The organism is Kitasatospora sp. NPDC057904, from assembly GCF_042887925.1.
Taxonomy (GTDB): Bacteria; Actinomycetota; Actinomycetes; order Streptomycetales; family Streptomycetaceae; genus Kitasatospora.
In genome coordinates this window covers 1,030,120-1,043,300 of sequence record NZ_JBHVOL010000001.1, presented here as the reverse complement: position 1 = coordinate 1,043,300, position 13,181 = coordinate 1,030,120, and the positions used below count along the sequence as shown (strand labels likewise).

General features: G+C 73.5%; 11 protein-coding genes. All 11 read left to right on the top strand.

What is annotated here, in order from left to right; genetic code table 11:
• The first annotated feature begins 1 nt into the window (after position 1).
• The 11 genes from ACFVSN_RS04800 to ACFVSN_RS04750 all read left to right on the top strand — a co-directional run bounded on the left by ACFVSN_RS04800 (position 2) and on the right by ACFVSN_RS04750 (position 13,180).
• Entirely contained in the window at positions 2-634 is a 633-nt protein-coding gene (locus ACFVSN_RS04800) for a DUF4255 domain-containing protein (RefSeq protein ID WP_380442641.1), read from the top strand.
• Positions 631-2,685 carry an ATP-binding protein gene (locus tag ACFVSN_RS04795; RefSeq protein ID WP_387593673.1) on the top strand — a complete coding sequence of 685 codons (2,055 nt, stop codon included), beginning with the start codon at positions 631-633 and terminating at the stop codon, positions 2,683-2,685. Before ACFVSN_RS04800 ends, ACFVSN_RS04795 begins: the two co-directional genes overlap by 4 nt.
• A gap of 110 nt (positions 2,686-2,795) precedes the next feature.
• Positions 2,796-3,485 (top strand): DUF4157 domain-containing protein, encoded by a 690-nt coding sequence (locus ACFVSN_RS04790; protein ID WP_387593675.1) that lies wholly within the window; start codon positions 2,796-2,798, stop codon positions 3,483-3,485.
• A 13-nt stretch (positions 3,486-3,498) separates the two neighbouring features.
• Positions 3,499-6,828 (top strand): hypothetical protein, encoded by a 3,330-nt coding sequence (locus tag ACFVSN_RS04785; protein WP_387593677.1) that lies wholly within the window; start codon positions 3,499-3,501, stop codon positions 6,826-6,828.
• Positions 6,829-6,960: 132 nt separating this feature from the next.
• Positions 6,961-8,499 carry a phage tail sheath family protein gene (locus ACFVSN_RS04780; protein WP_387593679.1) on the top strand — a complete coding sequence of 513 codons (1,539 nt, stop codon included), beginning with the start codon at positions 6,961-6,963 and terminating at the stop codon, positions 8,497-8,499.
• Between the two features lie 60 nt (positions 8,500-8,559).
• The gene (locus tag ACFVSN_RS04775; RefSeq protein WP_380442630.1) at positions 8,560-9,003 is read left to right on the top strand and encodes a phage tail protein; all 444 of its coding nucleotides are present in this window, start codon (positions 8,560-8,562) and stop codon (positions 9,001-9,003) included.
• A 10-nt stretch (positions 9,004-9,013) separates the two neighbouring features.
• On the top strand, positions 9,014-9,463 hold the full coding sequence (locus ACFVSN_RS04770) for a hypothetical protein (protein ID WP_380507366.1): 450 nt from the start codon (positions 9,014-9,016) through the stop codon (positions 9,461-9,463).
• Positions 9,460-9,618 (top strand): DUF6760 family protein, encoded by a 159-nt coding sequence (locus ACFVSN_RS04765; RefSeq protein ID WP_380442626.1) that lies wholly within the window; start codon positions 9,460-9,462, stop codon positions 9,616-9,618. The genes ACFVSN_RS04770 and ACFVSN_RS04765 overlap by 4 nt, the downstream gene beginning before the upstream one ends.
• Positions 9,619-9,745: 127 nt before the next feature.
• Positions 9,746-11,917 (top strand): hypothetical protein, encoded by a 2,172-nt coding sequence (locus ACFVSN_RS04760; RefSeq protein ID WP_387953695.1) that lies wholly within the window; start codon positions 9,746-9,748, stop codon positions 11,915-11,917.
• Between the two features lie 13 nt (positions 11,918-11,930).
• Complete coding sequence (locus ACFVSN_RS04755; RefSeq protein WP_380442621.1) at positions 11,931-12,365, top strand: phage tail protein; 435 nt, start codon at positions 11,931-11,933, stop codon at positions 12,363-12,365.
• 32 nt (positions 12,366-12,397) lie between these two features.
• The gene (locus tag ACFVSN_RS04750) at positions 12,398-13,180 is read left to right on the top strand and encodes a LysM peptidoglycan-binding domain-containing protein (protein WP_387593683.1); all 783 of its coding nucleotides are present in this window, start codon (positions 12,398-12,400) and stop codon (positions 13,178-13,180) included.
• Position 13,181 lies beyond the last annotated feature (1 nt).

Here is a 13,181-nt window from a genome sequence, read left to right as displayed (position 1 = left end):
GGTGATCCACGAGGTCGACGAATCGCTGCGCACCCTCGTCCGGACCGAGGCCCTGGACGGCACGGACGTCGAGCTGGTCTTCGACGCGCCCACCCGCGACTGGGCGGCCCGGCGCAACACCCCCACCGTCAACCTCTACCTGTACGACATCAGGGAGGACCTGCGGCGCGGCTCCCGCGGGCGGCAGAACGTCTACGACGAGCAGGGCACGGTCGTCGCGCGGACCCTGCCGCCCCGCTACTTCAAGCTCTCGTACCTGATCAGCGCCTGGACCCAACGGCCGGAGGACGAACACCGGTTGCTGTCCGCGCTGCTCGCCTGCTTCCTGCGGCACACCGCCCTGCCGGCCGACGCCCTCGGCCCCGCGCTCGCCGCCACCGGGCTGCCCGTCCCCGTCGGCATCGCGCTGCCGCCACCCGAGGACCGGGCCTTCGCGGACGTCTGGACGGCGCTCGGCGGGGAGCTCAAACCCTCGCTCGACGTCGTGGTGAGCGCGCCCTTCGCCGTGGCCCCGGTCTACCGGGCCGGACCGCCCGTCCAGGAGGGCCTGGTGCTGCGCAGCGGCGAACTCGCGCCCCCCGCCGGGGAATCGGCCACCGTGCACGCCGCGCCGCGCCGACGGAGGGTGCGATGACCGACCCCGGCCTCGCCCACCTGCTGGAGCGGCTCGCCCTGGTCGAGGAGCGGGTGCGCCGGGCCGTCACCGCCCGCCGCGCCACCGACCCCGAACCGGACGACCCGTTCCGCGGCCTCTACCTCTCCGACGAGACGGTGCGCCGGCTCCTCGACGAACCGTCGGCCGTCCCCGCCCCCGACGCGGTGGACGCCGAACGGCTGGCGGCCGTCGAGGAGCGGGCGGACGCCGCCGAGCGGGCCGGAGGAACCCTCCGACTCCGTTTGCTGGCCGTGGAGTTCGACCTGAATCCGCTCGACACCGAACTCCTCCTCGTCGCCCTCGCACCCGACCTGGACAGCCGCTTCGAACAGCTCTACGGCTACCTCAACGACGACGTCACCCGCCGCCGGCCCACCGCCGGGCTCGCCCTGGCGCTGTGCGGCGCCCCGGCCGCCTCGGCCGCCGCCCGCCGACGGCTGGACCCGACCGCGCCCCTGGTGGCCCGCGGAGTCCTGCTCGTCGAGGAGACCGAACGCCCCTTCCTCAGCCGGTCGTTGCGCGTGCCCGACCGCGTCGCGGCGCACCTGCTCGGGGACGACACCCCCGACCACCGGCTCGCCGACCTCCTCACGCCACTGGAACCCGGGCAACCGGGCACCCCGGCCGCCCCGCTCGGCGCCGCGCTGGCCGGCGGCCTCGCCCTCGCCTACCTGCGCGAACCGCCCGGCGGCTCGGCCCGCACCCTCGCCGCCGACGCGCTGCGCATCGCCGGGCGCCGGGCACTCGCCCTCGACCTCGGGCAGCTCGCCCGCGACCCGGCCGCGCCCGGGGCCGTCGTCGCGGCCGGCCGGGAGGCGGGCCTGACCGGCGCCGGGCTCGTCGCCGGTCCCGTGGAGGCACTCGCCGCCGAACGTCCCGCACTGCTCCGGGCGTTGGCCGCGCTGCCGTGCCAGGTGCTGCTCACCGGGCGCGTCTCCTGGGAGCCCGAGTGGTCGTCGGCCGTGCCGCTCCTGGTGGACGTGGCCCGCACCGGCGCCGCCACCCGGGCCGCACTGTGGCGGGCGGCGCTGGGCGGGGCACCCGTCGACCACGACGCCGCCGCCGCCTTCGTCCTCACCCCCGACCAGGTGGAGCGCGCCGTCCGGACCGCGCACCAGCAGGCCGTCCTCGCCGGGGGCCCGCTCACCGAGGACCACCTCCTGCACGGCGCCCGCGCGCAGAACAGTGCCGGGCTGGAGCGCCTCGCCCGGCGGATCCGGCCCACGGTCGGCTGGGCCGACCTCGTCCTGCCCCCGCCCGTCCTGGCCCGGCTGCACGAACTCGCCGCCCGGGCCCGGCACCGCGACCGCGTGCTCGGCGACTGGGCGATGCGGCCCGGCGGCGGGCGCGGGCGCGGCGTCATGGCGCTGTTCGCGGGCGACTCGGGCACCGGGAAGACGATGTCGGCCGAGGTGATCGCCGGCGACCTCGGCCTCGACCTCTACACCGTCGACCTCGCGACGGTGGTCGACAAGTACGTCGGCGAGACCGAGAAGAACCTCGAACGCATCTTCACCGAGGCCGCCGGGGTCAACGCCGTGCTGCTCTTCGACGAGGCCGACGCGATCTTCGGCAAGCGCTCCGAGGTCAAGGACGCCCACGACCGCTACGCCAACGTCGAGAGCGCCTACCTGCTCCAGCGGATGGAGTCCTTCGACGGCCTGGCCGTCCTCGCGACCAACCTGCGCGCCAACCTCGACGACGCCTTCACCCGCCGGCTCGACCTGGTCGTCGACTTCCCCCGGCCCGAGGCCGGCCAGCGGACGGCGCTCTGGGCACGCTGCCTCGGGCCCGCGCTGCCGCGCGCCGACGACCTCGACCTCGAATTCTGCGGCAGAGCCTTCGAGTTGGCCGGCGGTGACATCCGCTCCGCCGCCGTCACCGCCGCGTACCTGGCCGCCGAGGCCGGCCGCCCGGTTGCCATGGCGGACCTGATCGCGGCGGTGGCGCGGGAGTACCGGAAGCTGGGGCGGCTGTGCCTGGAGAGCGAGTTCGGGCCGTACCACGCGCTCACCCGGCTCGCTGCGTAGTGCCCGTTCGGGCAGCGCGGGGTGTCCGGTCGGCACGTCGGGTGCTCCTGGCGGTCGGTGCGGGCCGGGGGCAACTCTGGTGATGACGACCGTGGTTGGGGAGTGATGGGATGCGCGATCACGAACTCGGGGCCGATCAGCTCGCCGACGCCGGGCCCCGGACCGAACGGGCGCCGCACGACCACGCCGGGCTGCTGCTCCGGGCGGCCGCGGGCGGGCGCGCGGGCCTGCTGGGAGCGGGCGGTCTGCTCGGGCTGCAGCGTGCGGTGGGCAATGCCGCCGTCGGCGCGGCGCTGGAGGAGGAGCGTGCGCCGGTCTCTCCCGTGCACGACGTCGTCGCGTCCGGCGGCAACGCCCTTGACGGGGACGTGCGTTCGGATATGGAGGCCCGCCTCGGCCACGACTTCGGCGACGTCCGCGTGCACACCGACAGTGCCGCCCACGACTCCGCCAAGGCCGTCAACGCCCATGCCTACACCGTCGGTTCGCACATCGTGTTCCAGCGCGACGCCTACGACCCCGGCTCCCACCAGGGCCGGACGACGCTCGCCCACGAGCTCACCCACGTCGTGCAGCAACGCTCCGGTCCGGTCGACGGCACCCCGGCGGCGGGCGGCATCGCGGTGAGCGACCCGGGCGACCGCTTCGAGCGGGAGGCGGCGGCGACGGCCGAACGGGTGATGGCGGTGCCGGCGGTCCAGCGGGACGTGGAAGAGGAAGAGCCCTCGGTGCAGGGCCTGTTCGTGCAGCGGACGGAGGCGCCCGAGGAGGACGAAGCAGCCGCGTCCCAGGACAGTTGAGAGGCTGCCGCACGTGAAGGCCGTCCCGGAGCGCTCCGACGACCAGGCGGTGGCCCCTGCACGCGCGCCGGCCACCCAGCACGGGGACGGCCCGCCGCCCGCACGGGGGAGGCTCGACCCGCACGCGCTGCGGCGCCTCCAGGCGGGGGCGGGCAATGCAGCGGTGTCCCGGCTGGTCGCGCAGCGGGCGGCGCAGCCCGTCCAGCGCCTCGCCTCCGGCCTCCCGGAGGCACCCGCGAAGACCCAGCCGCAGGACGATCCCCGCTTCCGCGCCGCCGCCGGCGAGATCCGCGCCAAGGGCCGGGCCCTCGCCGGACATCCCCCGCCCGCTGCCGAGGCGCGTGCGGCACAGGACGCCGCCGTCGCCCCGGCCGACGACCGGGAGGCGCAGGCCAAGGCGGCGCAGGTCGGCCGGATGGACGCCGCGAAGCCCGGCGCGTTCGACAAGGCCGCCTTCGTGGCCGCCGTGGAGCGGGCGGTGGCCGCCCAGGCGCCGAAGAACCTCGACGAGGCCGAATCCTTCGCCTCCTCCGGCCGGGCCGACGGGATCAGGAGCCAGGTGCTCGGTCAGGTCACCGCCGGCCGGCAGGCCTCGGCCCGGGACGTCGCCGAGCGGGCGGCCGAGCCTCCGGACCCGTCCCGCGTGGTCGACCGGCCGGTCACCGCCCTGCCCGAGCGCCCCGCCGCCGTCGCCCCGTCGGCCCCCGACCCCGCTGCGATGGCCGTCGCCCCGGCCCCGCCCCCGCAGACCGACCTCTCCGCCACCCCGCAGCGCACCGACGCCACCATGGCCGAGTCCGGCCTCACGCCCGCCCAACTCGCCGCCTCCAACGAGCCGCAGTTCGAATCCGCCCTCGCCGCCAAGCAGGCCGCCGACCACCACGCCGCCACCGCCCCTGCCGCCCTCCGCGCTGCCGAGCAGCAGAAGGTGGCGGCCGAGCGTTCCGCCGCGTCGGCGCTGGGGGCGGCGGGGATGCAGGGAATGGCGGCGGCCCGGACCACGACCGGCGCGCACGTGACGGCCGGCCAGGCCGCCGCCAAGGCCCGCGACGAGGAGGCGCGGGCGAAGGTCTCCGCCGAGCTGAAGGCCGTCTACGACGGGACGAAGTCCGATGTCGACAAGCTGCTCGCCGACCTCGACGGTCAGGTGGGCGCCGCCTTCGACCAGGGCGAGGCCCAGGCCAAGGCGGCCTTCACCGCCGACCACCAGGCCCGGATGCAGCGGTACAAGGACGAGCGGTACGCCGGGGTCTCGGGCGCGGCGCGGTGGGTCGCCGACAAGTTCACCGGCCTTCCGGCGGAGGCGGGCCAGATCTTCCAACTCTCGCGCGCCCTCTACGAGTCCAGGATGCGTGCGGTCATCTCGGACGTCGCCGATCTGATTGGCCGTCAACTCACCGCCGCCAAGGCGAGGATCGCGCGCGGACGGGAGGCGACCGCCGGGATTGTCGCCCGGCAGCCGCGCGAACTCCAGCGCTTCGCCGCCGACGCGGCCCGGGAGTTCGGCGGGCGGTTCGCGGAGCTGGATTCGGCCGTCGACGACAAGTCCAAGGCCCTGGTGGACGACCTCGCCCAGCGCTACACCGCCGCGCGCAGCGCCGTCGACGACGAGATCAAGGCCCTCCAGGCCGAGAACAAGGGCCTGCTGGACGCCGCGATGGACGCCCTCGCCGAGACCGCCGCGACCGTCAAGCAGCTCGCCGACCTGCTCGCGGGCGTCGCCTCGCGAGCGGCCGGCGCGGTGCAGCGGATCATCGCGAAGCCGATCGAGTTCCTCGGCCACCTCGTCGACGCCGTCAAGTCCGGCGTCCTCGGCTTCGCCGCCCGGGCCGGCGAGCACCTGAAGCAGGGCCTGAAGGACTGGCTGCTGGGCCGGTTGGCGGCCGGTGGCATCGAACTCCCGGAGACTCTGGACGCCAAGGGCATCCTCAAGCTCGTCCTGTCGGTCCTCGGCCTGACCTGGGCCAACATCCGGGCCCGCGTGGTGCGGCAGATCCCGGAACCGGCGATGCGGGCGCTGGAGGGCTCCTTCGAGATGGTCCGGGTCCTGATGGCGGAGGGCGTCGGCGGCCTGTGGCGCTGGATCCTCGGGAAGCTCGGCGACCTCAAGGACACGGTGATCGGCGCGATCAAGGACTTCGTCCTGGAGAAGATCGTCACCGCCGGCGTCACGTGGATCGTCTCCCTGCTCAACCCGGCCTCCGCCTTCGTCCGGGCGTGCAAGGCGATCTACGACGTCATCATGTTCTTCGTCCACCAGGCCGCCCGGCTCAAGGACTTCGTCGACACCGTCCTGGACTCGATCGAGGGCATCGCGGCGGGCGCCGGAGGCGGCATCCCCGCGAAGATCGAAGCGGCCCTGGCGAAGGCGCTGCCCCTGGTCCTGGACTTCCTCGCGAGCCTGCTGGGCCTCGGCGGCATCTCGGAGAAGATCCGGGGCATCCTGGAGAAGGTCCAGGCCCCGGTGACGAAGGCCGTCGACTGGGTGATCGGCAAGATCGTCGCGGCGGGGAAGAGCCTCCTGGGCAGGGCGAGGAGCAAGGCTCAGGGGGAGGACACCCCCGAGGGGAAGCAGCGTCGGCTGGATCGCGGGGTGGATGCGGCCGCGCGGCTGCTCGGACGGGTCTCCGGAAGTCCAGTAGGCATCAAGGCGATTCCGGTGCTGTTCGCCGGGATCAAGTCGAGATACGGGATGACCGAACTCGTTCCAGCGGTTCGGAACGGCGCGTGGTCGGTGCGCGGGGCGGTGAACCCGACCAAGTCGGTCGACACCTCGTCGGCCGCGCGGATGGCCCTCGACGTGAGTGACATCGAATTCGGCCAGAGCACGCCGACCGTGGCACAGGTGTGGATGTGCGGAGAGTTCGTCGGGACGTTCAGATCCGGTGGCGGCCTGCACGCCGAACAGCGCGCCATCGCGGCGATCCGTGCGAAGGGCTGGACGGGAATTCGCGAATGGCCCGTCGGCAGGGTGATCAGGATGGACATCAGCCGGTCCCCGTGCGGTCCTGGAGTGCCGGATCTCGCCGACAACCGGAATCACGACTGTGCACACGCCCTTCAGACGGCCGCCCGGGAGCAGAACGCCCGCCTGACGCTGCGGCTGGCGAGCCTCTACGAAGGGCGTGACCATCAGGCAGGGCAATCCGTGGCGAACATCCAGATGCTGCTCGAAGAAGGCCATCGGGTGGAGCCGTGGAACATCCTGGAAGAAATCAACAAGGGTAGGCACGGCAAGCTCACGATGGAATCCCTGACCCCCGAAGTCCGGGTCAGGTTGGCGCGGAAGGCCGAGATCGTCAACGAGGCGATCGATGCCGTCGGCGGAAGTGCGCGTGCTTGAGGACCGATCCATGTGCTGATTGCCCGATCGGGCACGGGGGGAGACCCGATAGGCCGTACCGGCGGTCATGACCTTGGTCGCCCCGGGACACCAGGCTGGGCGTGGCCGGTTGGGTCCGAAGGGGGCTGAGGGATGCCGTCGTATTTGTCGCCGGGCGTCTACGTCGAAGAGGTCGAGGCGGGTTCGCGTCCGATCGAGGGGGTCGGGACGGCGGTCGCGGCGTTCGTGGGCCTGGCGCCGTGCGGGCCGCCGAACACGCCCACGCTGGTGACCAACTGGAGCCAGTACACCCGGGAGTTCGGGGAGTTCGCCGACGGCTGCTACCTCGCGCACGCGGTCTACGCGTACTTCCTCAACGGTGGCGGCGTCTGCTACGTCGTCCGGGTCGGCGGCGGGAACGCGGCTGCGCCGCCGTCCCCGGGGCCGGTCAAGCGCCGGGGAGGCAAGGCCACGCTCGGCGGGTTCCAGGTCGCCGCGTTGCCGGGTGCGGGCGAGGGGTTGTCGGTCGAGGTCGCGGACGCCGCCGGAGAGTCGCCGGGCGAGGACGCGTTCACGCTGCGGGTCAAGCGCGGCGAGCAGGTCGAGGAGAGCTTCGACGTGTCCGCGAAGCGGGGCCAGCGCACCTACGTGGTGGCGGTGGTCCGGGAGCGTTCGCGGCTGATCGCCGTGGAGGAGGCCGGCGCCCAGGCCGCGGCCCGTCCGGCGAACCAGGAAGTGGCCGTCCCGGCGCCCCCCGCGCAGCCGCAGCCCGTCGGGAGCGCCCCGACGCCCGCCGAGTACGTCGGCAGCGCCGACGACCGCACGGGCCTCGGCGGCCTGGAGGCGGTCGACGAGATCACGATGGTCGCCGTCCCCGACCTGATGAGCGCCTACGAGCAGGGCACGCTGGACGGCGACCAGGTCAAGGCGGTGCAGCACGCCCTGATCGCGCACTGCGAGCTGATGGGCAACCGCGTCGCGATCCTCGACCCCCTGCCCGACCTGACCCCGCAGCAGGTCAAGGAGTGGCGGACGGTCGGCGCCGGCTACGACTCCAAGCACGCTGCCCTGTACTACCCGTGGCTGAAGGTCGCGGACCCGTCCGACGGCCGGCTGCGGTTCGTGCCGCCGAGCGGCGCGATGGCGGGCGTGTGGGCGCGCAACGACGAGAGCCGGGGCGTGCACAAGGCACCCGCGAACGAGGTGGTGCGCGGCGCCGTCGACCTCGCCGTCAACCTGACCAAGGGCGAGCACGACCTGCTCAACCCGATCGGCGTCAACTGCATCCGGGCCTTCCCGGGCCGGGGCATCCGGGTCTGGGGTGCGCGCACCCTCTCCTCCGACCCGAGCTGGCGCTACCTGAACGTGCGCCGGCTCTTCAACTACCTGGAGGAGTCGATCCTGATCGGCACCCAGTGGGTGGTGTTCGAGCCGAACGACGACGCGCTGTGGGCGCGCATCCGGCGGACGATCTCCGCGTTCCTGGTGAACGAGTGGCGCAAGGGCGCACTGTTCGGCCTCACGCCCGAGGAGGCGTTCTACGTGAAGTGCGACCGGGAGACCAACCCGGCCGAGGGCATCGACGCCGGGCAGGTGATCTGCGAGATCGGCGTCGCGCCGGTGAAGCCCGCCGAATTCGTGGTCTTCCGGCTCTCCCAGTTCTCCGGCGGGACGAGCCTCGTCAACGAGTGAGTACCCGTCGGCGGGTGAGTACTCGTCGATCAGTGAGCAGGGAAAGGCGGTTGGCGCGCGATGGCACTTCCCGACCAGGACAGTTCGGTCGGCCACTCCTTCGGTCTGGAGTTCGACGGCGTGGTGATCAAACAGATCAGCGAGGTGACGGGCCTGAAGATGGAACAGGACGTCATCGAGCTGAAGGCGAACACCGCGGACGGCAAGTACGTGGTCAAGAAGCTCCCCGGCCGGCCGAAGGCGGGCGAGGTCACGCTGACCCGTGGCCTGACCGGCGACAGCAGCTTCGAGAAGTGGATCAAGGACTCCCGCTTCGGCAAGATGGCGCAGGTCAGGAAGGGCGGCGCGATCATCGTCTTCGACTACGAGGGCAACGCGATCAAGCGCTACAACCTCGTCAACGCCTGGCCGAAGAGCCTGGAGATCGGCTCGCTCAAGGCCGGCGACACCAGCGTGCTCACGGAGAAGATCGTCATCACGTACGAATCCATGGACGTGGCTTGAGGCGGCCCTGATGCGACGACAGATGGCCGCCCCGCCCGGGGCGGAACGGGTGGCCGAGCCGGTCGCGTCCGTCGGCGGGCAGCGGGAGCCGATGCGGACCGAGTTCGCGTTCGAGCTGCCGCGCGGGTACCTGGACGACTCCGGACAGGTGCACCGCTCCGGCGTCATGCGGCTCGCGACGGCCCGGGACGAACTGGTGCCGCTGCGGGACGACCGGGTGCGGGAGAACCCCGCGTACCTCTCCGTGGTGCTCCTCGGGCGGGTGGTCACCCGGATCGGGGGCGTCACGGACGTGCACGCGGGCGTGATCGAGGACCTGTTCGCCTCCGACCTGGCGTTCCTCCAGGACTTCTACCGCCGGATCAACGCCGAGGGACACACCCGCGCGCAGGTCACCTGCCCGTCCTGCTCCTGCGACTTCGCGGTCGACCTCGCCGGCGGCCGCCTGGGGGAATCATGACGTACGCGACCGAGCGGTTGTACGAGGAGGTCGCGTACGTCGCCTACCACTTCCACTGGCCGCTGGACTCGATCCTGGACCTGGAACACCCTGAACGGCTGCGCTTCGTCGCACAGATCGGCCGGCTCAACGCCCTGGCCGCGCAGGGACGGTGAGGCGGCGGTGTGGGGGTGGCTGAGGAGGGGGCGGTCCGTCGGCCCTGGGCCGGTGCCGCAGTCGGTTCCGCAATCGGCGGCGCAGGCGGCGGCACGGGGCCCGAGGGGCGACTGGCGCGAGGTGCCGGTGCAGCGGCTCACCTTCGGTGCGCCGGAACTCGTCACGGACCCGGCGGGCTTCCGGGACGGGTTGACGAGCCGGCAGGACCCGTCCTTCCTCGGGCCGCTCGGCCACCTCGTCCACCCGGCGGCGCCGGGCGGGACGGGGGACGGGCTGGTGCGGCCGGCGGGCGGTGTGGCGGGGGCGGCGGGGGCGGACCCGTCGGCGGTGTCGGCCGGGGTGGTCGTGGAGCCGGTGGTTGCGGGGCCGTCGGGCCTGGAGTCGCCGCTCGTGGAGCCGGTGGTTGTGGGGCGGTCGGTCGTGCCGTCATCGGGCGTTGAGCCGTCGATCGTGGAGCCGGTGGTCGTGCCGTCGGCGCCGGGTGCGGCCATGACGGTGGTCGCGCGGTCGGTCGAGCAACTGCCGGTGCGGAAACTGGCGACCGCCGGAGTGCCGGAGCGGCCCCTCGTCGGCGAATCGGCGCCTGAGGCGGCAGTGACGGCAGCGATGGCAGCAACGGAGGCGCCGGCGGTTCCGGCGGTGCCGGTGCAGCGAGTCGAGGAACCGCAGCGGAGGGAGGGCGGACCGTCGACGATGCCGCCTCCCGCCGTGCAGCGGTCGGCGCAGGCGGGACAGCGGGCGGCGGATGCGGTACCCCCGCCGAGCCGCCGCTTGGGCCTCGGCGCACCGCTCGCGTCTCGTCCCGCCGTGCAGCGGGCGGCGGAGGCGGGCGGCTCCGGAACCCTTCCGCCGGTTCGGGTGACTCCGAGTGGCAACCCGGGACTGCCGCACGTCTCACGGCGGTCGGGCGGGCTCGGTGCGCCGTTGCCGGGTCCGTCGCCGACCGTGCAGCGGGCGGCAGGAGAGGCGCAGCCGGTCGGGGCGCAATGGGAAGACGCCCCGCCGCCGATGGTTGCGGCGGTCGGACCTCCCGGGACCAAGGCGTCGGTACGGCCGGACGACGGGCCTGCGCCCGAGCCGGAGTCCCTGCCCATGGCACCGTTGGTGGGCGAGGTGCCGGTCGTAGCGGCGAACCCGCCGGTTCAGCCGGAGCATTGGTCGGGCGACGTCGCAGTGCCGTCGGCGAGCGGAGCAACGCCGCCGGCGGCAGGGATGGTTGGTGGTTCGGGGGCCCGGAATGAGTCGGGTGCGCCGGTCCAGCGTTCGGCCGGATCGGAGGACGCGGGGTTCGTGGCGCCGCTGGTCGGTGGCTCAACGCCGGCGGTGATCAGTGGAGTTGGTGAGCCGACGTCGGGTGCGGCGGCCGGTCCGGAAGGTGCGGGGTCCGTTGCGCCGCTACTCGGTGGCTCAACGCCGTTGGGAGTCAGCGGAGTTGGCGGTCCGACGTCGAGTGTGCCGGTGCAGCGCTCGGGCGGGCCGGAAGGCGCGGGGCTCGTGGCGCCGACGGTCGGCGACGCGGTGCCGACGAGTGGCGGGGGTGCGTCCGTAGCGCTGCCGAGGGCCGCCGATGTCGCCGCCGGTGGAGCGCACGGATCTCTGCAACTGACCGTGACGCCCGTGAGGTTGCAGCGGATTCCGCCCCCGGAGGGTGAGTCCGCCAGTGTCGCCGACCCGGCCGTGATCACCGCGAGCGCACCGAGCGTCGGGCTCGTCGGTGAACGTGGGCTGCAGCTTCGTTCGGCTCCCGCGCCGCAGGCGACTCCTCCCGGCGCTGTGACGGCCGAGCCGAGTGCCGTCCCGGTCGTCTGGGCACCGGCCGCCCGCGTCGAGCCGGCCGGCGCCGTTCGCCGAGCGGACCCGTCGACGCCCGTCCAGCGCCGTACGTCCCCACTGCTGCCGTTGCAGGGTCTCGGCGAGGACTACCAGGCCTCGCCGCCGGCCGTGCCGCCGCCACAGGTCAGGACTCCCGCCGACCCGGGAACGGTCGCCGTGGCCGCGGGCATCGCCCAGCGGATGCCCGACGGGTCCGTGGTCTTCGCGCCGCCGGCCCCGCAACCGGCCGAGCCGCCGTCACCCGAACCGCCGCCCCCGCCCGTCCAGCGCGCGGAAGCCCGCACCACGGCCGCACCCACGGCCGCACCCACGGCCGCACCCACAGCTCCACCCCCCGCCTCACCCGAAAGCACCGACGAGCTCGTCCGCCGTCTGATCGACCCCCTGGGTCGCCTGCTCCGGGCCGAGCTCCGGCAGGACCGCGAGCGCGCCGGCCTCCGCTTCGACACCCACCCCTACCACTGAGAGGAGCCCCGCGATGGCCGATGACGACCCGGCGGTGAGCGTGTGCTTCATCGTCGAGATCGACGACTTCAAGCTCGGGACGTTCAACTCCTGCGAGGGGCTGGGCTGCGAGGTGGTGATGGAGCAGCGCGAGGAGGGCGGCAACAACGGGTACGTGTGGCAACTCCCGTCCCGCATCAAGTACTCGAACATCAAGCTGACTCGTCCCGTCACCAAGGACACCGAGAAGGTGACCCGCTGGATCGCGGGCATGGTGTCCGGGGTGACGCGCAAGACCGGCCACATCAGTGCGATGACGGCGGACGGCCGGGTGGTCGCCCGGTGGAGCCTGCTGGACGTGGTGCCGGTGCGCTGGCAGGGGCCGTCGCTGAGCCCGGAGACGCCCAAGGTGGCGACCGAGACGCTGGAGATCGCGCACCACGGCTTCCTCGACCCGGACCGGGCCTGAGGCCACGTCCGACGGCCTGAAAGGAGAGCAGCATGCCGTCCTCACCCGTGGTCTTCTCCGCCGGCGCGACCGGCGGCGGTCCGGCCGGTGCCCGGCCGAAGCTGGAGCGGGCGTACCTGGAGCTGCGCCATCCGCCCGCCGACGGCGGCACGACGACGCCCGGACCCCGGATCGACAAGATCGACTTCCAGTTCAACCCCCGGGAGCTCGCTCTCGCCAAGTCCGCGAAGTGGGAGCGCAAGACGTCGAAGGGCGCCCGGAAGGCGGGGCCGGTCGAGTTCAAGGGGGCCGAGCCCAGCAAGCTGTCGCTGGAGATGTTCTTCGACACCACCGATCACCCCTCCGACCGGGTGGTCAAAGCGGTGGAGCAGCTGTTCGCGTGCTGCGTGCCGACGGCCCAGAGCCACGGCAAGCAGCAGGGCGTGCCGCCGTGGGTGATCTTCCACTGGGGCGGGCTGACCGGCTTCCTCGCGTACGTGAGCCAGGTGCAGGCCAAGTACACGCTGTTCACGGCCGGCGGTCTGCCGGTGCGCGCCGTGTGCCAGGTGACCTTGGAGGAGATCAGCGGCGAGCTCCCCGGCCAGAACCCGTCCTCGGGCGCACTCGCCGCCCGCCGTGTGCACCGCGTCGTGGCGGGGGACACCCTGGCCCTGCTGGCGTGGCGCGAGTACGGCGATCCGGCGGCCTGGCGGGCGATCGCCGAGGCGAACGGCATCGACGATCCGACGCGGCTGAACCCCGGCACCGAACTGCTGCTGCCCGGCGCGGAGGAGATCGCGGACGGGAACGGCCCGATGAACCGCGGGAGGCGCTGAC